Genomic DNA, 24,462 nt, shown 5'->3' on the forward strand with positions numbered 1-24,462 from the left:
ACAAATGACTTTTGAAGTGCCCGAACATATTCGGCCGCTCCGCGACCAGGTATACGAGTTCATCACCGAGCTCGTGGAACCTGCCGAAGACGAGTTGCACGCAGGCGACGCTGCCTCGCGCGCCAAGCTAGCGGAACTGCAGGCCGAGGCCAAGCGTCGCGGGCTGTGGGCGCTGGGCCACCCGAAAGACATCGGCGGCGGCGGGCTGCCGTTCCTCGACTATGTCTACATCAACGAAGTCCAGGGCCGTAGCGAGTACGGGCAGCTTGCCCTCGGGACGTGGACCCTGCAGGACTCGATCATGCTGAACCTGCACGCATCGCCGCGATGGCGGGAGAAGTATCTCGCGCCGATGGTTAACGGCGAAATCTCACCGAGCTTCGCCATGACCGAACCGGGTATCGCCGGATCTGATCCCACCGGCTTGCAGACCAGCGCGGTCCTAGACGGCGACGAGTGGGTGATCAACGGCCGCAAGTGGTTCACCACCGGTGCCGGCATCGCCGCGTACACCACGGTGATGTGCCGGACCGAGCCTGATGCGCCTGCACACAGTGCATTCAGCATGATCATCGTGCCGACCGACAACCCGGGTTACCGACTTGTCCGAGACACCCCGGTGCTGGGCATGGAAAGTGGCCACTACGAGGTGGAGTACGACAATGTGCGTGTCCCGGCCGAGAACCTCTTGGGCGAGCGCGGTAATGGCTTCGTCATCGCTCAGGAGCGACTCGGCCCCGGTCGCATCTTCCACGCGATGCGCTGGCTCGGCCAAGCTCAGCGGGCATTCGACCTCATGTGCAACCGACTGACCAGTCGCGTCGCCTTCGGCGAACCGTTGGCCGACAAGCAGCTAATGCAGCAGCACGTCTTCGAGTCGTACACCGAAATTCAGGCGAGCCGACTGCTGACGTTGAAGGCTGCCGAGGCTATTGACCGCGGTGATCAGGCACGCGTGGAGATTGCAGCCATCAAGGTGCACGGCGCGCGCATGTTGCACAACGTTATCGACCGCGCCGTCCAGGTTTACGGTGCCGAAGGCATCACCGACGACACCCCGCTGTCGCGCATGTACCGGGAGGCTCGCTTTGCCCGCCTGTACGACGGTCCCGACGAAGTTCACATCAGCACCGTCGGTCGCCGCGTGTTGAAGGAGTACCGGGCGGGCGGCAATTGGGAATTCGGCCTGCGCTAGCTGCCGGTCCGACCGAACCGGGGACTCCTCGAACCACTCAACGCAGTAGTTCGAGGAGTTCCCATTCGTTTTCGCTCACACGTCGGCCGATACTGGCCAGCTCCACTGATCTGGCCGCCCCGCTGAGGTGCCGTTGGGCCTGGTGGACGCAGATGATTCCCCATTTGAGGGTGCCGAGGATTTGCCACCAGTGGAGTGCTTCGCGGTCGATGCGGTACCCCGACGATGCTTCGTAGGCAGTGACGAGGTCGTCGAGGTTGCCGAACCCGCCGACGGGCTTATCGCCGCCAAAGCGCCATGCCTTCACACACAGCCATCCGATGTCTTCCAACGGATCACCGACGTGCGCGAGTTCCCAGTCGAGGACGGCGCGCAGGCCTTCCGGTCCGACGATGAAGTTGCCGTTCCGGAAGTCGCCATGAACCAGTGTGCGACGCGAGGAGGGTGGGCGATGCTGCTCGAGCCAGCGAGCCGCGTACTCGAAAGTCGGCATCGGCTCGTCGAGACGGTGCAGTTCATCGCGCCATACGTTGAGTTCATCCCCGTCGGGGAGATCGTTGAGGTCGGAGACGTCGACGGTGTGCAGGCGTGCCAGCGCAGCACCGAGCTGTGCTGGCAGGGTCTGCCGGGCTTCGGCAAATTGACTGTCGCGCAGCAGCTTTCGCGGAATCGTTTCGCCGTCGACGCGACTCATCACGATGAAGTCGCCGCCGATCCCGGGGTGTTCGATGCCGTCGGCGATAACTCGTGGTGACGGGACACCGGCGGCACCGGCCTTCGACATGAGGGCGGCCTCGCGGGTGAGGGAGGAATCCTCTCGGGCGCCGGGGAGGTCGAGGCGCAGGATGAGATCGTGAGTGCCTGCGGGGGTGGTGGCCCGAAGCGACCATGTTTGCCGGGATGCGCCGGCTGGCACGCGGGAGAGCTCGAAGACGTGGGCATCGCCTTCGCCCAAAGCTTCGGTCAGAACTTCCTCAAGCCCGGTCTGCATGCGGTGCGTGTCGGTGACTGTCATACGCACATTGTATGCAAAGTGAGTCCCGGCTGTTCAATTGTTGTCGGGAATGTCGAAGACGGAATCGACGTCGTCGGTGCCAGCGGCCTCAAGATGTGCCAGGAGAACATCGCGGCCTTGAAGGACATGTTCGTACATTAGGGCCCCCGCACGCTGGCCATCGCCAGCGACGATGAGGTCGCGGATGAGCTGGTGGAAGCTATGCGACCTGAGCGTTTGGGTGGCGTCGTACTGGCGGAATGCTTGGAAGACGAGGGGGACATCGGTGGTGCGTTCGAGTTGCCCGGCCAGGCGTTGGTGGCCTGCACCGAGGTGGATCGCCCGATGAATCCGGTGGTTCGCGTCGTCAATGGCGCGCACTCGCTCCAGGTCGGACGGGAAGTTCGCATCGAGTGCGTCGCCGAAAGCGGTTATGGCCAAATCGAGTTCAGATAAGCAGTCAGCATCAATGCGCTGTGCAGCGAGTTCGGTGGCGTAGGCCTCGAGGCGGGCGCGGAGTTCATACAGGTCGGTGAGTTCATCGACGCTTACGGACCGGACTGCCGCGCCCCGGTTGGGTTCGCTAACGATTAAGCCTTCGGCCTCAAGTCGTCGCAGGGCTTCGCGAACGGGGGTGCGTGACAGATCGATTTCCTCGGCAATGCGCTGTTCAATGAGGCGTTGCCCCGGGCGGTACCGACCTTCGACGATCGCTTCGCGGATCCGGGTGTAGGCGGTTTGACCGGGCGACGTCACGCGACTCCTTTGGTGGTGGCTGTGGGCTAAGCATATTCGTCGCAGTCGATGGTCCGGGCAATCGCGAAGAGTTTGGCGTCCAGAACTTCAGATTGTGTACAATCATGGACATGGCGACCATTCAGAATCCTCGTACAGGACCTCTCGCAGACCTGCGGGTCATTGAACTTGGCAGCTTTATTGCGGGCCCGTTTGCCGGGCAACTGCTCGCCGACTACGGCGCCGAAGTCATCAAGGTGGAGAACACCGAGAACGGCGACCCGATGCGACGCTGGGGCATCAACGTCGACGGTGAAAGCCTGTGGTGGCCGTCGATCGCGCGCAACAAGAAGTCGGTGGCGATCGACCTGCACACCGACACTGGTCGCGACCTGGTGCGCAAGCTTGCCGCCGAGGCCGACGTGATCCTGGAGAACTTCCGCCCCGGCACCTTGGCGCGATGGGGCCTTAGCTACGACGATCTGGCGGCGATTAACCCGCGGATCATCGTGGTGCACGTTTCCGGCTTCGGTCAGACCGGTCCGCGGGCGACAGACGCGGGATTTGGCAGCGTCGGCGAGGCGATGGGCGGCATTCGGTTCACCACCGGTGATCCCGAGAATCCGCCGAGTCGGACCGGCGTGAGCCTGGGGGATTCGCTCGCGGCCATGTTTGCGGTGATCGGCACGCTGTCGGCCGTGCATGAGCGTGAGCGGAGTGGCCGGGGCCAGGAAGTCGACGTCGCCATCTACGAGGCGGTGGCGGCACTGATGGAATCGTCAATGGCCGACTTCGATATTGCCGGGGTGCTCCGCGGTCGAACGGGTTCGGTGCTGCCCGGCGTTGCCCCGTCCAATGTGTATCCGACCTCCGACGGCGTTGAGGTGCTGATCGCCGCCAACGCAGACGGGGTGTTCCGTCGACTCTGCGGTGCCATGGGGCGCGATGACCTCGCGGACGATCCGCGCTTTGCCGAGCACGGGCCGCGCGGTGAGCGAATGGCCGAACTCGATGCGATGATCGGCGAATGGACGTCGACGATGACCGGCGAAGAACTGTTGGCGCGGATGGAAGCTAGCGGTGTGCCCGCCGGTCGGATTTACACGGCCGCGGATACGTTGACCGATCCGCACTATGCGGCTCGCGACATGGTGATCCGACTGCTCAACAGCGGCGGCAAGCAGGTGCCAGCACCGGGCGTGGTTCCGAAGTTCTCGCGGTCGACGCCTGCAACGCCGGTAGCTGGCCGCGAACTGGGTGCTGACACCGATTCCGTCCTGCAGGATGTGGTCGGCGTGGACGCGGAAACGATCTCGCAGTTGCGTCGGGACAGCGTGGTCCGATGACCGTGCAGATCGTCGAGGTCAGTCCGCGTGACGGACTGCAGAATGAAGCCGTTCCCGTCTCGACTGCCGACAAGATTTCGCTGATCGAGCGGGCGATCGACAGCGGGGCGCGCCGGATCGAGGCCACCAGTTTTGTGCATCCCCGGGCGGTACCGCAGATGGCTGATGCTGAAGCGGTGATGGCTGGTATTCCACGGCGCGACGATGTCTCGTACAGCGGGCTGGTGTTGAACCGGCGCGGCTTTGATCGGGCGCTCGCGGCCGGGGTTGATGAGATCAACTGCGTGGTGGTGGCATCCGAGACTTTCTGTCAGCGCAACCAGCAGATGTCGGTCGCTGACTCGGTGCGCGTTGTGGAAGATCTGGTCGAGGATGCGCGCGCGGCGAAACTCGGACTGTCGGTGACGATCGCGACCGCTTTTGGCTGCCCGTTTGAGGGTGAAGTGTCCGAGGCTGGCGTCGTTGAGTTGGCACGCGCGGTGGCCGCACTTGGCGTTGATGAGATTTCGTTGGCCGACACCATCGGCGTCGGGGTGCCGTCTCAGGTGAAGCGGCTGATCACCGGCGTTGCGGAGGTGGCTCCGGGGACAACTCTGCGTGCTCACTTCCACAACACCCGCAACACCGGCTACGCGAATGCCGTCGCCGCACTGGATTCCGGTGTGACGGTGCTTGATTCGTCGATCGGTGGGATCGGCGGTTGCCCGTTCGCACCCAATGCCACCGGGAATATCGCAACGGAAGACCTCGTCTACCTGCTCGATCGGAGTGGGATTGAGACGGGGCTGCACCTCGAATCGTTGATGGGTACGGCCAACTGGCTCAGCGAGGTTCTCGGGGCCACGGTTCCGGCTCTGCTTCCGCGGGCGGGCGCGTTCCCGGTCTAGGGCAGACAATTGATCGTGCGGGTTTGACCATTACCTGGTAAAAACCCGCACGATTAATTGCGGTGGGTGCTAGCGGGGGCAGAACGCGGTGGCGATGCCCATAACGGTCTCGAGGGGAGCGCCACGCAGGCCGAGGTCCCAGGAGATGCCCTTGACGATCTGCAAGCACTGCCCATAGTTCGAGTTCACGGCGTCGTTGACCTTGACTTCAACCTTGTTATTGCCGCCAAGCAGGTTGGTGGTGACCTTCTCGGTGGGCTCGGCGACGTCTGACGGGGGTGTGTCCGTGGCTTCGGGAGCCTTGGTGCCCACGCAGGTGCCGCTGACCGTGTAGGTGCGGTTGTTCAGTGCTTCGGGGAAGTTGGCGATCGCCGTGTACTGATTTAAAGCCGTGAGTTTGACGACCCGCGTCAGGGTTCGGACTTCGCCGCCGCCAAGGGGGCGGGTAGCGGTGACCGTGCACGAATCGGCGCCCTTGCGGTTGATGATCATCACGTTGATCTCGCTGGTGCCCGACGTAATCGAGACCGCGCCCGAGGCCGGCTGCGAGTACTTACCGACGGTGCCCGCATCAGCGGTGCCCGGCGCGAGTGCAACGCCAGAAACGGCAGCGGTTGCCGTAGCGACGGTAATGGCGGCGAGCTTGAAGGATGCCTTCACGTGAACTCCTCGAGAGGTGGCCTGGATAACTTCCACTAGAACGGGTCGAGGTGGATTTGCGCAAGTTGAAGGCGTGTAGTCCGTACGAACGACGGCCAGTTTTTGTAGGCGCAGTCCCTTGACTGAGACGGTCGACCGGCATTTAATTCATCACATGGTGAATTATCCGGTGGCTGTCAGATGCGAGAACGTCACGGTGCAACGAGGCAAGGTGCTGGCCGTCGATGACATCACGGTGTCGGTGCCGCGCGGGTCGATTACCGGACTTCTCGGACCATCAGGTTGTGGAAAGACCACGCTGATGCGGGCCATCGTCGGAACCCAGCAGCGCGTGAAGGGGCGAATCGACGTTCTCGGTCGCCCAGCCGGGGCGAGAACCCTGAGCCGCGAAGTCGGCTACGTCACCCAGTCGGCGTCGATCTACACCGACCTGACCGTCGAGGAAAACATCCGCTACTTCGCGCAGATCTTCGACGCGGAAGAACAGATCGCCGAAGCCATCGAATCAGTCGACCTGGGAGATCGTCTCCAGCACCTGGCGGGCGACCTGTCCGGCGGTGAACGCAACCGGGTATCCATCGCCTGTGCATTGGTGACCCGGCCCCAACTATTGATCCTCGACGAACCGACCGTCGGACTGGACCCGGTCCTGCGTGCCGACCTGTGGGCCAGGTTTGCGCGGCTCGCCGAATCTGGCGTCACCCTGCTGATCTCCAGCCACGTGATGGACGAAGCTGAACACTGCGACGGCCTGATCTTGATGCGCGGCGGGCGACTCGTTGCGGAACTGACGCCCGACGAACTGCGCGCCCAAACTGGCGAAGAGAACCTCGAGCACGCCTTCTTGTCCCTCATTCAAGGAAGTGCGGCATGACCAGCAGCCCGGCGGCGATCCGACCCAAACTACTCCTGGCGACCGCGGTCCGTGTTCTCCGGCAACTGCGTACCGACCCGCGAACCGTTGCGCTAATCGTGATGATTCCCGTGATCTTGATGGTGCTGCTGTATTACATGTTCTCCGAGGCACCGCGGAATCCGATGGTGCCCGTCGATCCATTCGACCGCGTTGGCACCGTAATGCTCGGGATTCTCCCGTTCACCACGATGTTCCTCATCACCTCCATCGCGATGCTGCGCGAACGACGATCCGGCACCCTGGAACGGCTCCTCACCACCCCGATGAGTCGGCTCGACCTCCTCGGCGGCTACGGCATCGCATTCTCTGTTGTCGCGGCAGTGCAAGCCGTCTTGGCCGTCGGCGTCTCGTACTGGCTGCTGGGTCTGGATGTTGCGGGCTCGATCGGCTGGGTGTTCCTGATCGCGATGCTCGACGCCATGCTCGGCGTCGGTCTCGGCCTGTTGGCCAGTGCCTTCGCTCAAACGGAGTTTCAAGCGGTGCAGTTTATGCCGATCGTGGTGATTCCCCAGCTGTTCCTCTGCGGATTGTTTGTGGCGCGCAACGATCTGCCCGGCTGGATGGAAGGACTGTCCCTTGCGATGCCTCTCACGTATGCGGTGCAGGGGCTGCAAGAAGTCGCGACGCACACTTCGGCCACCGGCCTGATGTGGCGTGACATGGCAATCATTCTGGCCTGCACGATCGTTGCATTGACTCTCGCGGCGGCGACCCTCAAACGTCGTACCCCGTGACCGACTCACCGCGACGACGAGGACGCAGGCCGGGCGCGCCCGACACTCGCGACGCCATCCTCGCTGCCGCCAGAGAATCCTTTGCACGTGACGGCTTCGACAAAACCTCTGTGCGCGCCATCGCCGAAGCCGCAGGTGTCGATGCTGCACTCGTTCACCACTACTTCGGGACCAAGCGAAAACTGTTCATCGCGGCAGTCGAGATTCCGGTGGATCCCGAGCAAGTCCTGTCCGGCCTGATGGCCGTAGAGGTGGAAGACCTGGGGCGGCAACTGATCCTCACCATCGTTGGACTGTGGGACGGTGACGCGGGCCCGGCGGCGGTTGCGCTGGTGAAAGCCAACTTGTCCGCGCCCGATCCGGCAATGCTGCGGTCGTTCCTGACGGAGATCGTCCTCGCAGCCATCGGTGAACGGCTCACGTCCGGCGACCACGTGGCGCTCCGCACCTCGCTAACCGCATCCCAACTCCTCGGAGTCCTGGTGTCGCGGCACATCCTCAAGCTTGATCCCATCGCGACCATGCCCCTCGCCGACCTCGCCGACATGGTGGGACCAACATTGCAGCGGTATTTGACCGGGCAACTGTCGTAGCCGACGTGCGATTCGATTTGCGTGGCGACATGCCGCGTCACGCGGCATGTCGCCACGCAAATCGTTGGAACAACAGCCCTCACCAGTCCGATGTGAAGGAGCGCGTCAAGATTGCGCGACACCCCGTATAGATCGCGTTAAAGCCTCTGGCGCAACACCTTCGCCGCGATCACCGTGAAAGGAGAGCCCGCCGAGCGTGCGGGCGTGGGGTTTAGGAGGCGGGAAATGCTCGACGTCCTCATGGTCGGCATCGCACTCATCGCGATGGCCGCCTGCGCGGGATTGCTCTACGCACTCGAGCGGGGGTCGGGGCGATGACCGGGACCGGAGTGCTCGCCGTCCTGCTGTTGATCGCGGCGTTGGCCACCGTCGGATATCTGGTGGCAGCACTGCTGTACCCAGACAAGTTCTAGGGGCGGCTGAATGTCTGACCTCACCGCCGGCCTTCTACAACTGGCCCTCGTCCTGCTGATCCTCGCGGCGCTATACGTGCCGCTCGGCGACTACATGGCGCGCACCTACCAATCGGTCCACGATTCGACCGTTGAACGATTTATCTACCGGGTCATCGGAGTGAACCCGCGCAGTGGCCAAACCTGGCGCGGCTACGGACTGTCGGTCCTCGGCTTCACGACCGTGTCTATCCTGCTGCTTTACGTTCTTCAGCGGGTCCAAGGCCATCTCCCGTGGTCGGACGGCAAGTCAGGTATGTCACCGCAGACATCGTTCAACACCGCGATCTCGTTCGTCACCAACACCAACTGGCAGTCGTACACGCCGGAATCAACCATCACCAACCTCACTCAGATGTTGGGTCTGGCGGTGCAGAATTTCCTGTCCGCAGGGGTCGGGATGGCGGTGGCCGTCGCCCTGATTCGGGGAATCAAGTGCCGTCGCGGGAACGGTGAGATCGGCAACTTCTGGGTCGACCTTGTCCGCGGCACCCTGCGTATCTTGCTCCCGATCGCCATCGTGATCGCCGCGATCTTTGTGCTCCAGGGAGCGGTGCAATCGTGGCATGTGGCCGCAAACTTCACCATGCTCGACGGTGCTGGCTCACGAATTCCGCTGGGCCCCTTCGCATCCCAAGAAGCGATCAAACTTCTCGGGACCAACGGCGGCGGCACGTACGCGGCGAACTCGGCGCACCCGTTCTCGAATCCGACGCCGGTCACCAATGCGTTGTCAGTGCTCGCGATTCTGCTGATACCGGTCGCCCTGACCCGCACGTACGGAACCATGGTCGGCGACCGTAAGCAGGGGCTCACCCTCCTCGGCGTAATGGCGACTATCTGGGGCGGCATGCTCGCCCTGGTCTGGAACTTTGAATCTCGGACCGACGGACTCGCCTCGCGGGCGGCAGGTTCCATGATGGAAGGTAAGGAAGACCGCTTCGGCATCGCCGGTTCGGCACTATTCGCGGTCTCCACGACGGGTACCTCGACCGGCGCGGTGAACTCCGCCCACGACAGTTACTCGGCGACGGGTGGGGGCGGACTGCTCTGGAACATGCTCCTGGGCGAAGTGGCACCCGGCGGCGTTGGAACGGGCCTGTACTCGCTGCTCGTGTTGGCGATCATCACCGTTTTTGTCGGCGGTTTGCTGGTGGGACGCTCACCGGAGTTCCTCGGAAAGCGCATCGGCCAGAAGGAAATTACCGTCTCTGCGCTGTACATCCTGGTGATGCCCGCCCTGGTGCTGGCAGGTACCGGGATCACCGCGGTCCTCGGATCAACGCCGAATGCCCTCACCAACGACGGTCCGCGCGGCAGCGACAGCGCGATTCACGGGTTCAGCGAAATGCTGTATGCGTTCGCGTCGGCATCGAACAACAACGGCAGCGCCTTCGGTGGTCTCACCGCCACCAGCAGTTGGTTCCAGATTTCGCTGGGGATCGCGATGCTGCTGGGTCGGATTGTGCCGATCGTCCTGGTCCTCGCCTTGGCCGGACTGTTGGCCAAGCAACGACCAAAAGATAGCGAAGCCGATTCGGCCGTCCTCCCGACTAGCGGCCTAACGTACGGCGCGCTGCTTCTGGGCACCACTCTCCTGGTTGCCGGACTCACTTTCTTCCCCGCCATGGCGCTGGGACCGATCGCAGAGGCACTCTCATGAACGCAAGCAAGTCTCACAGCGCCAACAGCGACAGCATGGCGGGCAGCGGTGCCTTCAATCCGCGCCAGATGATCGCCGCCCTGCCCCAAGCCCTGCGCAAATTGGGACCGCGCGACCAAATGCGCAACCCGGTGATGTTCGTCGTCTACCTGGGCGCCATCATCACGACCGTCCTGGCGATCATCGAGCCGTCGGTGTTCGCGTGGGTGGTTGTGGTGTGGCTGTGGTTCACGGTGATTTTCGCGGGCCTCGCCGAAGCTGTCGCCGAAGGGCGCGGCAAAGCCCAAGCCGACACCCTGCGCGCGGTGAAGCGCGATACTGTCGCCCGCGTTCTTCACGACGACGGCAGCATTACCGAACTCCCCGGCTCCGACCTGAAGCTCGGCATGCGAATTGTCGTGGAGGCCGGGGAGACTATCGCCGGTGACGGCGACGTGGTGGAAGGCATCGCGACGATCGACGAGTCGGCCATCACCGGCGAATCGGCGCCGGTGATCCGCGAATCCGGTGGGGACCGATCGGCCGTCACGGGCGGCACCGTGGTCTTGTCGGACCGCATAGTTGTCCAAATCACGGCCGAGCCGGGCCACACCTTTGTTGACCGGATGATCGCGCTGGTGGAAGGTTCGGAGCGCAGGAAGACGCCCAACGAGATCGCCCTCGACATCCTGTTGACCGCCCTGACCATTATCTTCTTGCTCGCCGTGGTCGCGATCGGCCCCATGCAGGGTTACGCGGGCGAAGCCGCCGATCCCCTGAAACTGATCGCCTTGCTGGTGTGTTTGATCCCCACGACCATCGGCGCGCTCCTGTCGTCGATCGGCATTGCGGGCATGGACCGGCTTGTTCAACGGAACGTTTTGGCCATGTCCGGTCGTGCGGTGGAGGCCGCAGGTGACATCGACACCCTGCTGATGGACAAGACCGGCACCATCACCTTCGGTAACCGTCGCGCCACGCAGTTTCACCCGGCAGACGGTGTGGAAATCGTCGAGTTCGCCGGCGTCGCCTACAAGTGCAGCCTCGCCGACGACACTCCCGAGGGGCGCAGCATCATTGACCTCGCCCTCGACCGCTACGAGGTGACACCGCTGAGCGATATCGAGGTCGCCTCCGCTCGGTCGGGTACCGATCCGCTGTTCACGGTGGTTCCGTTCACCGCACAAACCCGGATGAGCGGCGTTGACGTGGAAGAACACGGCTACCGGAACCAGTACCGCAAGGGTGCCGCCGACGCCGTCGAAAAATGGGGGCACACCATGCCCGCCGACGTCCGCGAAACGGTCGACGAGATCTCGAACCGTGGCGGAACACCTCTGGTAGTCGGAGTCGAAACCGGTATGCGGACCCGGATTCTCGGGGTGATCGAGCTGTCCGACGTGGTGAAGCCGGGCATGACCGAGCGCTTCGCTCAACTGCGCGCCATGGGCATCCGCACCGTCATGGTGACCGGCGACAATCCCCTCACCGCCAAGGCCATCGCCGGTACCGCCGGGGTCGACGACTACATCGCGCAAGCCACGCCCGAAGACAAACTGGACCTGATTCGCAAGGAACAAGCCGGCGGGCGACTCGTCGCCATGACCGGCGACGGCACCAACGATGCGCCAGCGCTCGCCCAGGCCGATGTTGGCCTCGCGATGAACACCGGCACCATGGCCGCTAAAGAAGCGGGCAACATGGTCGATCTCGATTCCGATCCGACCAAGCTGATCGAAGTGGTGGCGATCGGCAAGCAACTGCTGATTACCCGCGGCGCGCTGACAACGTTTTCGCTAGCCAACGATCTCGCGAAGTACTTTGCAATCCTGCCCGCCCTGTTCAGTTCGGTGTATCCGCAGCTCGACGCCCTCAACATCATGCGGCTGCATTCGGCGGAGTCGGCGGTGGTCTCCGCGGTGGTCTTCAACGCACTCATCATCGTCGCGCTGATTCCGTTGTCACTCAAGGGTGTTCGCTATCGGGCGACCAGCGCGGCCAACCTGTTGCGCCGCAACTTACTGCTCTATGGGATCGGTGGCGTGGTGACGCCGTTTATCGGAATCTGGCTCATCGACCTACTCGTCCGGCTGCTGCCGGGGATGGGATGACCGTTATGAAGAGCACTATTCGGACTCTGCTGCGCCAATGTGTCGTCGCGCTGGGAGCGCTGCTGGTCCTGACCGTCATCGTCGGCGTCGGCTATCCGGCGGTCGTATGGGGAGTTTCGCGGATCAATTCAACGGCGGCCGAGGGGGCCTTCGTCACGGATGCGCGCGGTTGCACCACATCGGATTTGCTGGGCATCGACCAGCAGGTACGAGCGGGTGCGCCGGACCCCTTCCTGCACAATCGGCCTTCGACGGTCAGCAACCTCGGACCCAACAGTCCGGAATTGGTGAAGCTCATCGACACCCGCCGCGCCGCCATCGCCGTCCGCGAGGGGGTGCCGCCGGAGCAGGTGCCCACCGATGCGGTGACAGGCTCGGGGTCGGGGATGGATCCCAACATCAGCCCGGCATACGCCAACATTCAGGTCCCGCGGATTGCGCGCGTCACCGGGCTCACCCAGCGGCGGGTCCGCGAGGTCATCGCGGCCAATACTGACGGGCGGCAGTTGGGTTTCCTCGGAACGAGTCGCGTCAACGTCCAGAAGGTGAATCGTGACCTCGCAAATGCCACGACCCGACCAAGCCTCTACAACTGCCGATAACATCGGCGGCATGCCTGCAACCGAGGAACCTCGAGGCCAACTCGAAGTGTTCCTCGGCTGCGCCCCGGGCGTCGGTAAAACTTACGAGATGCTCGAGACCGCGCGCGGTTTGGTCAACGACGGCGTTGATGTGGTGGTCGGCCTGGTCGAAAGCCACGGTCGTGCCGCGACTGCGGCCATGGTCGACGGCTTAGAGGTCATTGATCGGTTGCCGGTCGAATACCGCGGCACCACGCTTCTGGAAATGGACGTGGACGCCATCATTGCTCGCGCCCCGGCGGTGGTGCTGGTCGACGAACTCGCCCACACCAACGCTCCCGGCATGGCGAACGGCAAGCGTTGGCAAGACATCGATACCCTGCGCGATGCGGGCATCGATGTCTTGTCGACCGTCAACATTCAGCACTTCGAAAGCCTCAACGATGTCGTCACGCAGATCACGGGTGTCGTTCAACGCGAAACCGTGCCCGACCAAGTGGTGCGTGCCGCCGATCAAATTGAACTTGTCGATATCGAACCGAAGGCCCTGCGGCAGCGCCTGGCAGCGGGCAAGGTGTACCACTCCGAGCGAATCGAAGGTGCGCTCACCAACTTCTTCCGGCAGGGCAACCTGACGGCGCTGCGCGAACTCGCCCTACTGTGGCTCGCCGACCAGGTCGACGACAAACTCGCCCAATACCGCGCCGAGAACGCCATCACCGACACCTGGGAAGCCCGCGAACGGGTCGTTGTAGCGGTGACCGGCGGCCCCGAATCGACGGCACTCATTCGCCGTGCTCGCCGCATCGCGTCGCGATCGAGTGCCGAACTGATCGTCGCGCACGTGGTGCGGGGCGACGGCCTCGCCGATCGCGGAGCGGCCGACGTCGGTGCCCTTCGGGCCATGGCCGAAGGGATCGGCGCCGGCTTCTACTCCGTCGTGGGCGACGACGTGCCCGTGACCCTCCTCGACTTTGCGCGCGCCATGAACGCCACCCAACTGGTGCTCGGAACCTCGCGGCGGTCGCGGTGGCGGCGATTGTTTGATGAGGGGGTCGGCGCCGCAGTGGTACGCGACTCCGGCCGAATCGACGTGCATATGGTGACCCATGAGGGCTCCGCGCCCCGCAACCGACTCGATATCCGCCAGACCCGATTCCACCGCCCCGGCAGTTGGATTCTGGCGGTCTTGGCACCGATCGCGTTGACGGCACTGCTGTCGTTGATCCAGTCGAAGGTGGCGTTCGCCAGCCAGACGTCGCTGTTCTTCGTGGTGATTTTGGCGGTCGCGCTTCTCGGCGGCGTGGTCCCGGCGGCGCTGTCGGCGGTCCTGTCGGGACTGCTGCTGAACTACTTCTTCGCGGACCCCCGGTTCACTTTCACGATCGCCGAACCAGACAACGTCATCACCATCGTCGTCATGTTGATCATCGCGATCGCCGTGGCGGCCCTGGTCGATTCGGCGACCGTCCGACGACGTGAAGCCCAGCGTGCCGGCCGCGACGCCGAACTTCTGACGTTGTTTTCGGGTGCCGTGCTGGAGGGCGTAAGTGTGACCGGCCTGCTGCAGCGAGTCCGCGAGACCTATCAGCAGAGCGCGGTGATCGTCGCCCGGCGCGGGGAGACAACCGAGTACGCCGTCGGCGACCACCCGCCGGAATCGGCGGCCGCGGCCGATACCGTGTGTCCGGCAGCGGGCGGCGAATACGAATTGCTGTTGCGCGGTCCCGAAGTGAATGCCGCAGACCAACGCGTCCTTGCCGCCGTCGCCAGTCAAGTCGCGGCCGCCGTCGAACGCGATCGGTTGGCCGCCGAAGCCGCAGAAGCCGATGAACTTGCTCGCACCGACGAACTCCGTCGCGCGCTCCTGACCGCGGTCAGCCACGACCTTCGGACGCCGCTCGCCGCGGCCAAGGCTGCGGCGTCGAGCCTGCGGAGCCCGGAAGTGACCTTCAACGAAGAAGACACGGCCGAACTTCTCGCGACCGTCGAAGAATCCGTCGATCAACTCTCAGCTCTCGTCGGGAACCTGCTCGATTCGTCACGCCTGGCGGCCGGGGTGGTCCGACCGCGGTTGGGTCGCACCTATCTGCCCGAAGTGATTCACCGGGCGACGGCGACCGTCGCGGCCGACGTGGCCGTAGACATCGCATGTGACTGGGCCAGCACCGATGCCGGTCTCCTGGAGCGTGCCCTCGCGAATCTCATCGACAACGCGGTGCGGCACGGGGGTGGGGGCGCGGTGGAAGTGCGTACCGACCTCGCCGCGCAAACCGATGACTCCGATGCCGCGCGCTGTCGGATCCGGGTGATCGATCACGGTGCCGGGATTCCCATTGACGAGCGAACCCGAATTTTCACGCCCTTCCATCAGTACGGTGACCAGAATCGAATGACCTCGGGGGTGGGACTGGGCCTGTCGGTTGCCAGCGGGTTTATTTCCGCGATTGGCGGGACACTGGGAGTGGAGACGACGCCGGGCGGCGGTACCACCATGGTGGTGTTGCTGCCCGTCTCTGAAGAAGCGGTGGGGGAAGGAGCGAACTGATGGCCGAGAACGGACATGTCCTGGTCGTCGACGACGAGCCGCAACTCCTTCGGGCCCTGCGAATCAACTTGCGCGCCCGCGGTTTTGAGGTCACCACGGCAGCCAACGGAGCGCAGGCACTCGATGCGGCAAGCAAGCACATGCCCGACGTGGTGGTGCTTGATCTGGGTCTGCCGGATATGGATGGCTTCACGGTGCTCGCGGGACTGCGTGGATGGACGGCGGTCCCGGTGATCGTGCTGTCGGCCCGCACCGATGCCGCAGACAAAGTCCAGGCTCTCGACGCCGGAGCCGACGACTACGTCACCAAACCTTTTGGGATGGAAGAGTTCCTGGCCCGACTGCGGGCCGCCATTCGTCGCGGCAGCAGTTCCGGCACCCCAAGCGAGGCGCCCGTGGTGCATGCGGGTGCCTTGGAGGTGGACCTGGTCGGTAAGCGCGTCCTACGCGATGGCGCTCCGGTCCGACTAACGCCAACCGAGTGGGGAGTTTTAGAACTCCTGGTGCGCGCCGAGCCGAACCTGGTGAGCCAACGGGAGGTGCTCACCGCCGTCTGGGGCCCCACCTACGTCAACCAGACCAACTACCTGCGCGTCTATCTCGCTGCCCTCCGTCGCAAACTCGAAGCCGACCCCTCGAACCCGCAGCACCTGATTACCGAGGCCGGTATGGGCTACCGGTTTGTGCGGTGAGAGCGGACTTCGAAATTCACCGACGAACGTACTCGGCACTACGCTGGGCCCCATGACCACCGTCGCCGAAGTTGCCGCCGCCCAGTACGTCATGCTCACGACCTACAAAAAGGACGGCACGCCAGTCGCGTCGCCCCTATGGGCGGCACCGGACGGCGACGACATGATGCTGTGGAGCGTTACCGACTCGTGGAAAGTGAAGCGACTGCGCCGCAACAGTGACGTCCTGGTGCAGGCGTGCAATGTCAACGGAAGCAAAACCATGGGGCCCGTGGTTGCGGGAGTCGGTGAGATCGTCAGTCGTGAGTCGGCCGTCGACGCCATCATCGCCAAGTACGGAATCATGGGTCGGCTCACGATCCTCGGATCCAAACTGCGCCGCGGGGCGTCGGCCACCATCGGGATTCGGGTTCGGCCGGTGGCTCCCGAAGAAGCTGCTACAGAAGGCTGAGCGCCACCCGAACGTAGGCCTGCGCTGCGGTCACCAACTCGCTTAGCGACACCGATTCGTCGGGCTGATGTGCTTGACCGTTGATATCGCCGGGGCCCATCACGACGGTCGGAATGCCCAGCGCAGTGCTGGTCCAGCCACCGTCACACGCCGCAGACCAACCACCGACGGAAGTCGTGGCACCCGATTCGACGACGGCTCGCGCCGTTTCGACGACGATCGGCTCGTCTTCGGGTGTCGCGAAGCCGGGGAGATACATGGTGGGAGTCACCGTCACCGCGATACCGTCGGACTCGATGCCCGCCTCGCGGATGCGCGCAGCGAGAGCTCGGCCGATATCGTCGACGTTCTCACCCGGCATCAGGCGGCGATCGACGCCCAGGGTGCAATCCGGTGCGACCACTGAAATGCCTTGCCCGCCTTGGATAGTCCCGACATTCCAGGTGCCGTAGCCGAGGAGGGGATCGGGGTTGGCGGCCATCTCGCGTTGGTCGTCGCCGATGACGCCGATGATTTTGGCTGCGGCCTCAATGGCGCTGGCACCGTCGCTGGGCCGCCCCGAATGGGCAGCGCGGCCGGTCACCACGATCTGAAAGTACGAGGCACCGCGGCATCCGCGGACCACATCCAGGCGCGTCGGCTCGGCGACGATGCACCCGCGGTAAGTGCCCGGCGGAGGGTTCTTCAAGAGGTGCGCAATGCCGATGCCGTGTTCTTCCTCATCGACAGTCACCACCAAACGGATCGGACCTGACACGGTGGCACCGTCGTCGATCGCGCGTTTGATCGCCGACATGGCAGCCACTGCCGATGCGATTCCGCCCTTCATGTCGCTGGTGCCGCGGCCAATGATCAGGTCGCCATCCCGGCGGGGGACAAACGGGTCGGCTGACCAACCGGGCCCCGGCGGCACCACGTCCGAGTGGCCCAGAATCATCAATCCCGGGCCGGTCGCATCGCCGTTGATCGTGGCAACCAAGTTTGGTCGGCCGGGCTCCACTTCGGAAAGGGTGACGTCGAAACCCGCAGCGCGGCAGGCGTCCGCCAAAACCGAGACGGCAGCTTCCTCAGTGCCGCCCGGATTTATGCTCGGCGCGGCCACGAGCGCGACTGCCAACGCTTCGACGTCGGACGAGGAAATCGAAGCCACCACAGAACTCAAGAATTGAGGTATCACGACGATGATTCTCCTCTATGTTCGAGTCGTTCGGCGAGCGCAGGGCACTCGATAGTAGGCTACGTGTGATGGCCACTCTGTATTTCGTGATTGCTGCGCTCGCCCTAGCCGGTGCGGGCGCACTGTTGTGGCTGGATCGGAACCGGTCCCAACAGGTTCACCACCAGCGTGCTGTGTGGGGAGAAACGCATTCCTTCAAGTTCCGTGAGACCGACAGCAAGCTCCGCACCGTCTTCCATCGCGCCGTGATGGACGCGCCGGACCACGTCCAGGTGCGCGATGTGGCTTATGGACTCTACGAAGGTGCCGAAGCTGTTGTCTTCGACCTCGAAGAGACTGCGACTGTCGTCGCCGTGCGTCGCCCCGCAGCGTCCGCCGTTACCGTCGACCTTCGCTACGAGGATGTTCTCGCGCCAGCAGAAGACGATGTGGATCTCCTCGGCGCCATGGGGTCGCGGGTGATGTTCGCCAGCAACCTCGACGCCGCGCGCCGCATCTGCGACCGCCGGATGGTCGCGCTGGCCACCGACACCCCCAACTACGTCGAGATCCTGTGGAACGAAGGCAACTGGGTCCTCGGTGCCATGCCGGTCACCACCGATGATGAGCGACTCGACGTGGCGCTCGAGTCCGTCCGACGCTTCGCCGACCTGCTGCGCGTGCTTCCACCCGCAGTGGTCCCGCAGGACGCGCCGGATCCCCGCGACCCGCACGGGCCCACCAACGACGAACTCGCCGACGAGAAAACCGAATCGCTCCGCGACAAGGCCCGCCGTCGTCGGATGGAAGATGCCGCAGCGGCATCCGCGAAACTCGATGAACCGCTCCGTTCCCGGATGGACGCGACGCCCAGGCCCGGTGCCGATCGCCCCAGCGCAGAACGGATTGCGCCGATCCGTCGGTCAGCTCCGCGACCCGCGACGGGCACGCCGCGCGACCGCCTCAGCCCACCGGATCTGCCTCCGCTGAACGACCCCCGCGACCGCTAGCCCTCGCCGTCTCCTCAAGACGCGCCACTCAGAGAGAATCGGTGACTTAAATATGTCGTCAACTGATGCCACTCCCGCCGTCGACGGTGCCGCCCGCGCCCGCCTCGCCGAGCTCGTGACCGAGCTGGCCGTGGTGCACGGAAAGGTGACCCTGTCGTCGGGCAAGGTTGCTGACTACTACGTGGACCTGCGCCGCGCGACCCTGCACTCGGAAGCCAGCCGCCTCATCGGTCAGCTGATGCGTGAACTCACTGCCGACTGGGATTACGTGTCTGTCGGCGGGCTCACCCTCGGGGCCGATCCCGTCGCAACATCGATCATGCACGCGCAGGGGCGCGCCATTGACTCGTTCGTCGTCCGCAAGGCCGCCAAGGCCCACGGCATGCAGCGGCGCATCGAGGGCCCGGACATTGTGGGTCGCCGCGTCCTCGTCGTCGAAGACACTTCGACCACCGGGGCATCGCCGTCGGAGGCGGTACGAGCGGCCCGCGAGGTCGGTGCCGAGGTTGTCGGCGTGGCGACCGTTGTCGATCGCGCCACGGGTGCCGACGATGTCATTACCGCTCTCGGCGTCCCGTACCGCTCGCTGCTGAACCTCGCTGACCTCGGCCTTGCCTGAGCCTGAGGCGGACCCCGCGGCGGGGCCCACCGAGTGGGTGACGGGCGTCGGTCCGGCCATTGGTGTTGGGCCGTGGCTCGAAGAATCCGAAGGCCCGCTACCGGGCGATCCCCGTTTTGATCGGCAACTGCTCCTCGAGGGTGATCGCCGCAATGTGGTTGATGCGTACCGGTATTGGACCCGGGAAGCGATCATCGCCGACCTCGATACTCGACGCCACGATTTTCATGTCGCCATCGAGAACTGGGGCCACGACGCCAACATCGGGACGGTTGTGCGGACGGCGAATGCGTTCTTAGCTTCGACCGTCCACATTGTGGGGCGCAAGCGCTGGAACCGCCGCGGCGCGATGGTGACCGACCGCTACCAACACCTGCAGCATCACGAGCGGGTCGAAGACCTGATGGCATGGGCTCGGGAGAACGAGTTGGCGGTCGTGGCGGTGGACAATACCCCCGGTTCCGTTCCGTTGGAGCGCACCAAACTCCCTCTCCGCTGCCTCCTCGTGTTCGGTCAGGAAGGCCCGGGAGTCAGTGACGAAACCCAAGACCGCGCCGACCTCACCGTGTCTATCGCCCAATTCGGCTCGACCCGCAGCATCAACGCGGGTGTGGCCGCCGGAATCGTGATGCACACCTGGATTGCCCAGCACGCCGATCTGGATCAGGCCTGGGGTTAAGAGTCGACGACGCCTCTCGCCACGAGCATGGCACCGATCAATCCGGTCTCCTTGGTCTGCGCGTTCAAGATGGTGCGGGCGAGCCGAACCACCGGACCAACCGCGGGGCCGTAAGCAAGCAGGTCCTGTGTCATTGCGATGCCGCCGTAGTGGTGACGTTGCATAAGGCGCAGGAACTGGTTCTCCGCCTCCACCCCGGTAAGCACACCGAGGGAGGCGACCTCGTCGTCGGTCGCCATCCCCGGCATCTCGTGTCCGGGCTCGTGGTGATGCGAGGGGCTGCCGTACCGGTGCATCCACGACATGGGGGACGGCGAGGAAATCGGCTCGTCAGCCATCTGCAGGAACTTGCAGGTAGCCGACTTCAATCGGTGACAGCAGCGACGTGCGCGGCGCCTCGTTCAGGATTGCGGGCCGAAGTGCCAGTCCCGCAATAAAAGCGAGGACGGCAAAGGTGAACCAAACACAGGCAATAACGGTTGAGCGTGCGGTCATGAACCCACTGTCGTTTCCTGGTTTGCAGGTGCCCGGTAGACGGCATTTGTCAGCTCGATGACCTGGAAACCGTTATCCGAGCACGTCACGTACAGTTTGTTGCCGCGCCACTCCGGCGGGGAGAAGCACATGTCGCTCGACATGTCGCTGACCAGCAAACCATTGCGACTGCTCTGCGCCTGGGCGGGATCAAACTCGCCGCGGCGCAGGGCGTCGCGAATCGACGGCGCACTCAAGGCTGGCACACCGATCACCGCCGACATGGTGTGCGGTGAGTTCCAGGCGGTGAGCGGAGTGGCTGGCCTGGCGGGCGGTACGTAATAGGCAATTTCCTTGACGTGCAACGGATCTCGAATGTCGAACACGCGAACGCCAGACGACGTCCAGCCGCATGCCAGCGCGGTCGGATTGACCGGGCGGTCGGCCGAGCAATAGTGGGACTCGTAGGCGAACAACCCACCGAATGCTGGGTGGCCCAGCCTGCATCGTCCCACGACAGGTTGCTGAGCAGTGGCACCTGCGGATTCGGCGAGCGTTTGGTGACCTGCCGAATGTCGTAGATGCTGATGCCGCCGAAATTATGGGACAGGTACATGGGTGCAGTCTGCGATCTGGTCGGCCGCGTCCAAGGTCAACGCGGCCTGTACGTGGTCGACGGCGCACTGATTCCGGGAACCGCTGCGGCCTGCAATCCGCCGATGACCATCGCGGCCGTCGCAGAGCGCTCGTTCGACGAGATTGTGCGGAAGGACGTCGGCCCGATCATCTGAACCGAACGCTGGTTGTCGTACCCCGTCGGGTTGTCACGATGTCGCGACATAGTGCGACAACAGACGGGGTGCGACAAATCCGGTGGGTTACTCGGCGATCTCTGCGGGCTCGTTGCCGCTGCGGCGGCGGCGGAGCCATTCGATGACCATCGGAAGCACAGACACCAGGACGATCAGAATGAAGATCGGCTCGATGAGCTTCTGAACGATCTCGAACTGGCCCAGCCAGTAGCCGAGGAGGACGATGCCTGCGCCCCAAACGATCGCGCCGACCACGTTGTAAATGGTGAAGACCGTGAACTTCATGCGTGCCGCACCAGCGACAATCGGTGCCAAGGTGCGGACGATCGGCACGAAACGCGCCAAGAAGATCGTGATGGGGCCGTGCTTCTCAAAGAAGGTGTGGGCTTCTTCGATGTACCGCTCCTTCAGGAAGCGGGCGTCGGGTTTGAACATAGAAGTGCCGACGTAGCGGCCAATCCAGTAGCCCACCTGACCGCCCAAAATGCCCGCGATCGGCACGCCGATCAGCAGGGGCCACAACGTCAAGCCCGAATTGGCGACCTTCTCCGCATGCTCGGCAGTCGCGCTACCAGCGGCGATAAGGCCAGCGACGAACAGGAGCGAGTCGCCGGGGAGAACGGGGAACAGAACGCCGGATTCGATGAAGATCACCAGCAGTAGACCCCAGAAAGCGGCGGCACCGAAGTAGCCGATCAGGTTAAAGGGGTCCATGAAGCCGGGCATCAGCGCCACATTTGTGGTGGTCTCGGCGAGAAGAGTGTCGATCACAGGGCTTGACCTTACCGGGGAAAGTTTGGAGAACCCTTAACCGCGATGATGGGGGACCGGCCCAAGCCCGCGGCAGACCTGGCAAACTGGGGTGGTACCCCATTCTCAGTGTGGAACGAATCCACCGCTCGACAGGACGTGAAATGCCCATCGCAACCCCCGAAAAGTACGCCGAGATGCTTACCAAGGCGAAGAAGGAAGGGTACGCGTTCCCCGCCATCAACTGCACTTCATCAGAGACGATCAACGCTGCCATCAAGGGCTTCGCAGACGCAGGCAGTGACGGCATCATCCAGTTCTCCACCGGTGGTGCCGAATTTGGTTCCGGCCTCGGAGTCAAGGACATGGTTGTCGGAGCAGTCGCGCTCGCCGAGTTCGCGCACGTTGTCGCCGACCGGTACGACGTCACCATCGCACTGCACACCGACCACTGCCCGAAGGACAAGCTCGACACCTTCGTCCGCCCGCTGATCGAGATCTCCCGCGAACGCGTCGCCAACGGTCAGAACCCGCTGTTCCAGTCGCACATGTGGGACGGCTCGGCGGTGCCGATCGACGAAAACCTTGAGATCGCCAAGGAATTGCTGCAGAAGGCCCGCGAAGCCAACATCATCCTCGAGGTTGAGATCGGCGTCGTCGGCGGCGAAGAAGACGGTGTCGAGAACGCCATCAACGACAAGCTGTACACCTCGGTTGAGGACTTCGAGAAGACCGTCGACGCCCTCGGCGTTGGCGAGAACGGCACATATCTGCTGGCCGCAACCTTCGGCAACGTGCACGGCGTCTACAAGCCGGGCAACGTGAAGCTGCGCCCCGCCGTCCTCAAGGAGGGTCAGGACGCCGCGATCGCCAAGCTCGGACTCGACGCCGACGCCCTGCCGTTCGACTTTGTCTTCCACGGCGGCTCGGGCTCGTCGGTTGAGGACATCGAAGAAGCCGTCAGCTACGGCGTCATCAAGATGAACGTCGACACCGACACCCAGTACGCGTTCACCCGTCCGGTTGCCGGTCACATGATGGGCAACTACGACGGCGTGCTCAAGGTCGACGGTGAAGTTGGTAACAAGAAGGTCTACGACCCCCGCAGCTACCTGAAGAAGGCTGAGACCTCGATGGCTGAGCGCGTTGTGGAAGCCTGCAACGACCTCGGTTCGTCCGGTAAGTCGATCGGCCGCTAAGAACTGCGGTTCGCGCAAAAGCTGTAACGCGAGCAATCGCGAGCAATAAGGAGGGGCGCCCGGAGTAATCCGGGCGCCCCTCCTTCGGTTCTGTGGTCCAGACCGAATCAGTTACGGCTTGGTGCAGACTTTCCAGTCGCCGTCGACCTTGTGCAGGGTGATCTGCGCGGGAAGCTTCTTCGACGGGTTGTTGACCGGGTACATGTCGACGCCGACGAGCGCGGTGTCGCCGTTGATCTGGACGGCATTGACGTCGTCGAAGGTCATCATCTGGTTGGTTGCCTTCTGTGCCTGGTAGGCCTTCTGGAACTGCTCCTCGGAGACGGAGGTGTAGAAGGCCTTCTCAGCGCCGCAGGTGAGGTCGCGAAGATCATCGAGGTCGCCGTCGGTCATGGCGTTCTGGAAGTCCTTGGCGACATCTGCGGCGTCGTTCTCGGGTGAGTTTGCAACCAGCGCGTACCACAGGCCGATGCCGATGACGGCGAGCAGCACAACTGCGGCCAGGGCGATGGCAATCCACTTGCCGCGCCCGCCCTTCGACTTCGCCTCGGCGGCATTCGTTGCCGGGGCAACCACCTGCGGTGCGGGCTTCTCGGCGGTGGGAGTGGGGCCGGTGGTCGTCGCTGCGGCGGCTGCGGCGGCCGCAGCGGCTGCCCCAGCGGCTGCGCTGACTCCGGCAGGCACCTTCATCTCGGTGGTCGCGGCTTCGGAACTGGCGTCGGCGAGCTGGGCGGTAACCGCTTCGGTCGAAATCTGCTCGGTGGCGGCGTCAGCACCGGCGGCGTCGTCGGAGCTCTTCTCCTCGGCCAGCGCAATGGACTGCTCAACGAGGATTGCCTTGTCGAGGTCGTCGGCATCGGCTCCGGGGGCGTCGGCGAAGGCTTCGCCTTCGAGGGGATCTCCGACGACACTCTCCTCGACGATGTCGGCGGTGCTCGCGACGTCGGTCGTGCGGGCAGCTGCGGCCGCGGCGGCGGCCGCAGCAACTTCTGCCGGAATCTTGAATGCCTTCGTCGGAGCTTCGGAGGTGCCCCCGCCTGCCGGTTCCGGCTCGTCTTCGAGCTTTTCCACCTCGGTCGGGGTGCGTGTCGGTTCGACCTGGTCAGCCGGGGCGGCAGCCTCGTCTGACTCCGCGGCGGTGGACTTGCCCTGCTCGCGCTGGGCACGGAAAGCGCCGACTACCTTGTCAATGGCGGCGGCGTTGTCGTTGTCCGATTCAGACATTT

The 24,462-nt window shown here is 63.9% G+C and carries 26 protein-coding genes and 1 pseudogene; 18 read left to right on the plus strand and 9 right to left on the minus strand.

What is annotated here, in order from left to right:
* Positions 1-4 precede the first annotated feature (4 nt).
* A complete protein-coding gene (locus AC1L34_RS16085) occupies positions 5-1,195 on the plus strand; it encodes an acyl-CoA dehydrogenase family protein (protein WP_424323609.1) in 1,191 nt (396 codons plus the stop codon).
* A gap of 37 nt (positions 1,196-1,232) precedes the next feature.
* On the opposite strand, the gene AC1L34_RS16090 is transcribed toward AC1L34_RS16085, so the two are convergent.
* Together AC1L34_RS16090 and AC1L34_RS16095 are read right to left on the minus strand one after the other, a co-directional pair.
* Positions 1,233-2,210, minus strand: a complete 978-nt coding sequence (locus tag AC1L34_RS16090; RefSeq protein WP_424294529.1) for a phosphotransferase family protein — start codon at positions 2,208-2,210, stop codon at positions 1,233-1,235.
* Between the two features lie 33 nt (positions 2,211-2,243).
* Positions 2,244-2,945 carry a GntR family transcriptional regulator gene (locus tag AC1L34_RS16095; protein ID WP_424294530.1) on the minus strand — a complete coding sequence of 234 codons (702 nt, stop codon included), beginning with the start codon at positions 2,943-2,945 and terminating at the stop codon, positions 2,244-2,246.
* 110 nt (positions 2,946-3,055) lie between these two features.
* Between AC1L34_RS16095 and AC1L34_RS16100 the strand changes: the two genes are divergently transcribed.
* The gene (locus tag AC1L34_RS16100) at positions 3,056-4,270 is read left to right on the plus strand and encodes a CaiB/BaiF CoA transferase family protein (protein ID WP_424294531.1); all 1,215 of its coding nucleotides are present in this window, start codon (positions 3,056-3,058) and stop codon (positions 4,268-4,270) included.
* Entirely contained in the window at positions 4,267-5,157 is an 891-nt protein-coding gene (locus tag AC1L34_RS16105) for a hydroxymethylglutaryl-CoA lyase (RefSeq protein ID WP_424294532.1), read from the plus strand. Before AC1L34_RS16100 ends, AC1L34_RS16105 begins: the two co-directional genes overlap by 4 nt.
* A 69-nt stretch (positions 5,158-5,226) precedes the next feature.
* On the opposite strand, the gene AC1L34_RS16110 is transcribed toward AC1L34_RS16105, so the two are convergent.
* Positions 5,227-5,817: a hypothetical protein gene (locus tag AC1L34_RS16110; RefSeq protein WP_424294533.1), complete on the minus strand. Its 591-nt coding sequence runs from the start codon at positions 5,815-5,817 to the stop codon at positions 5,227-5,229.
* Positions 5,818-5,971: 154 nt separating this feature from the next.
* Between AC1L34_RS16110 and AC1L34_RS16115 the strand changes: the two genes are divergently transcribed.
* From AC1L34_RS16115 to AC1L34_RS16160, 10 genes are all read left to right on the plus strand, one after another.
* Positions 5,972-6,691 (plus strand): ABC transporter ATP-binding protein, encoded by a 720-nt coding sequence (locus AC1L34_RS16115; RefSeq protein ID WP_424322568.1) that lies wholly within the window; start codon positions 5,972-5,974, stop codon positions 6,689-6,691.
* Positions 6,688-7,467, plus strand: coding sequence for an ABC transporter permease (locus AC1L34_RS16120; RefSeq protein WP_424294535.1), 780 nt, complete (start codon positions 6,688-6,690; stop codon positions 7,465-7,467). The genes AC1L34_RS16115 and AC1L34_RS16120 overlap by 4 nt, the downstream gene beginning before the upstream one ends.
* Complete coding sequence (locus AC1L34_RS16125) at positions 7,464-8,060, plus strand: TetR/AcrR family transcriptional regulator (RefSeq protein ID WP_424294536.1); 597 nt, start codon at positions 7,464-7,466, stop codon at positions 8,058-8,060. The genes AC1L34_RS16120 and AC1L34_RS16125 overlap by 4 nt, the downstream gene beginning before the upstream one ends.
* A 314-nt stretch (positions 8,061-8,374) precedes the next feature.
* Positions 8,375-8,473: a potassium-transporting ATPase subunit F gene (locus AC1L34_RS16130; protein WP_424294660.1), complete on the plus strand. Its 99-nt coding sequence runs from the start codon at positions 8,375-8,377 to the stop codon at positions 8,471-8,473.
* A 10-nt stretch (positions 8,474-8,483) separates the two neighbouring features.
* Complete coding sequence (gene kdpA / locus AC1L34_RS16135) at positions 8,484-10,175, plus strand: potassium-transporting ATPase subunit KdpA (RefSeq protein ID WP_424325862.1); 1,692 nt, start codon at positions 8,484-8,486, stop codon at positions 10,173-10,175.
* Complete coding sequence (gene kdpB / locus AC1L34_RS16140) at positions 10,172-12,265, plus strand: potassium-transporting ATPase subunit KdpB (protein WP_424294662.1); 2,094 nt, start codon at positions 10,172-10,174, stop codon at positions 12,263-12,265. The genes kdpA and kdpB overlap by 4 nt, the downstream gene beginning before the upstream one ends.
* Positions 12,266-12,270: 5 nt before the next feature.
* The gene (locus AC1L34_RS16145; protein ID WP_424294663.1) at positions 12,271-12,867 is read left to right on the plus strand and encodes a potassium-transporting ATPase subunit C; all 597 of its coding nucleotides are present in this window, start codon (positions 12,271-12,273) and stop codon (positions 12,865-12,867) included.
* Positions 12,868-12,877: 10 nt separating this feature from the next.
* The gene (locus AC1L34_RS16150; RefSeq protein ID WP_480034936.1) at positions 12,878-15,394 is read left to right on the plus strand and encodes an ATP-binding protein; all 2,517 of its coding nucleotides are present in this window, start codon (positions 12,878-12,880) and stop codon (positions 15,392-15,394) included.
* Positions 15,394-16,086 (plus strand): response regulator, encoded by a 693-nt coding sequence (locus tag AC1L34_RS16155; RefSeq protein WP_424294665.1) that lies wholly within the window; start codon positions 15,394-15,396, stop codon positions 16,084-16,086. Before AC1L34_RS16150 ends, AC1L34_RS16155 begins: the two co-directional genes overlap by 1 nt.
* 52 nt (positions 16,087-16,138) lie before the next feature.
* On the plus strand, positions 16,139-16,537 hold the full coding sequence (locus AC1L34_RS16160; protein ID WP_424294666.1) for a PPOX class F420-dependent oxidoreductase: 399 nt from the start codon (positions 16,139-16,141) through the stop codon (positions 16,535-16,537).
* On the opposite strand, the gene AC1L34_RS16165 is transcribed toward AC1L34_RS16160, so the two are convergent.
* The gene (locus AC1L34_RS16165) at positions 16,524-17,687 is read right to left on the minus strand and encodes a M20 family metallopeptidase (RefSeq protein WP_424294667.1); all 1,164 of its coding nucleotides are present in this window, start codon (positions 17,685-17,687) and stop codon (positions 16,524-16,526) included. The genes AC1L34_RS16160 and AC1L34_RS16165 overlap by 14 nt on opposite strands.
* A 95-nt stretch (positions 17,688-17,782) precedes the next feature.
* Here AC1L34_RS16165 and AC1L34_RS16170 point away from each other — a divergent pair, with 95 nt between their 5' ends.
* From AC1L34_RS16170 to AC1L34_RS16180, 3 genes are read left to right on the plus strand one after another with little or no spacing between them, the layout of a single operon-like run.
* Positions 17,783-18,703: a type III secretion system chaperone family protein gene (locus AC1L34_RS16170; protein ID WP_424294669.1), complete on the plus strand. Its 921-nt coding sequence runs from the start codon at positions 17,783-17,785 to the stop codon at positions 18,701-18,703.
* 52 nt (positions 18,704-18,755) lie between these two features.
* Positions 18,756-19,322 carry an orotate phosphoribosyltransferase gene (pyrE, locus tag AC1L34_RS16175; protein ID WP_424294671.1) on the plus strand — a complete coding sequence of 189 codons (567 nt, stop codon included), beginning with the start codon at positions 18,756-18,758 and terminating at the stop codon, positions 19,320-19,322.
* Entirely contained in the window at positions 19,315-20,001 is a 687-nt protein-coding gene (locus AC1L34_RS16180) for a TrmH family RNA methyltransferase (protein ID WP_424294672.1), read from the plus strand. The genes pyrE and AC1L34_RS16180 overlap by 8 nt, the downstream gene beginning before the upstream one ends.
* Here the strand turns inward: AC1L34_RS16180 and AC1L34_RS16185 are convergent.
* Genes AC1L34_RS16185 through AC1L34_RS16195 form a run of 3 tightly spaced genes read right to left on the minus strand, consistent with a single transcriptional unit; the run spans position 19,998 to position 20,990 of the window.
* Positions 19,998-20,339: a DUF305 domain-containing protein gene (locus tag AC1L34_RS16185; RefSeq protein ID WP_424294673.1), complete on the minus strand. Its 342-nt coding sequence runs from the start codon at positions 20,337-20,339 to the stop codon at positions 19,998-20,000. The genes AC1L34_RS16180 and AC1L34_RS16185 overlap by 4 nt on opposite strands.
* On the minus strand, positions 20,332-20,496 hold the full coding sequence (locus AC1L34_RS16190; RefSeq protein ID WP_424294675.1) for a hypothetical protein: 165 nt from the start codon (positions 20,494-20,496) through the stop codon (positions 20,332-20,334). Before AC1L34_RS16190 ends, AC1L34_RS16185 begins: the two co-directional genes overlap by 8 nt.
* Positions 20,493-20,990, minus strand: a complete 498-nt coding sequence (locus tag AC1L34_RS16195) for a hypothetical protein (RefSeq protein ID WP_424294677.1) — start codon at positions 20,988-20,990, stop codon at positions 20,493-20,495. The genes AC1L34_RS16190 and AC1L34_RS16195 overlap by 4 nt, the downstream gene beginning before the upstream one ends.
* A 99-nt stretch (positions 20,991-21,089) precedes the next feature.
* On the opposite strand from AC1L34_RS16195, the pseudogene AC1L34_RS16200 reads away from it, so the two are divergent.
* Positions 21,090-21,266: pseudogene (locus AC1L34_RS16200) on the plus strand (GMC oxidoreductase); the annotation flags it as partial.
* An 87-nt stretch (positions 21,267-21,353) separates the two neighbouring features.
* Here the strand turns inward: AC1L34_RS16200 and AC1L34_RS16205 are convergent.
* Positions 21,354-22,058: a DedA family protein gene (locus tag AC1L34_RS16205; RefSeq protein WP_424323053.1), complete on the minus strand. Its 705-nt coding sequence runs from the start codon at positions 22,056-22,058 to the stop codon at positions 21,354-21,356.
* Positions 22,059-22,201: 143 nt separating this feature from the next.
* Between AC1L34_RS16205 and fbaA the strand changes: the two genes are divergently transcribed.
* Positions 22,202-23,236, plus strand: a complete 1,035-nt coding sequence (gene fbaA, locus AC1L34_RS16210; protein WP_424323054.1) for a class II fructose-bisphosphate aldolase — start codon at positions 22,202-22,204, stop codon at positions 23,234-23,236.
* Positions 23,237-23,347: 111 nt separating this feature from the next.
* On the opposite strand, the gene AC1L34_RS16215 is transcribed toward fbaA, so the two are convergent.
* A complete protein-coding gene (locus tag AC1L34_RS16215) occupies positions 23,348-24,460 on the minus strand; it encodes an Rv0361 family membrane protein (RefSeq protein ID WP_424323598.1) in 1,113 nt (370 codons plus the stop codon).
* Positions 24,461-24,462: the final 2 nt, after the last annotated feature.

This window comes from Gordonia sp. 34D, from assembly GCF_056682775.1.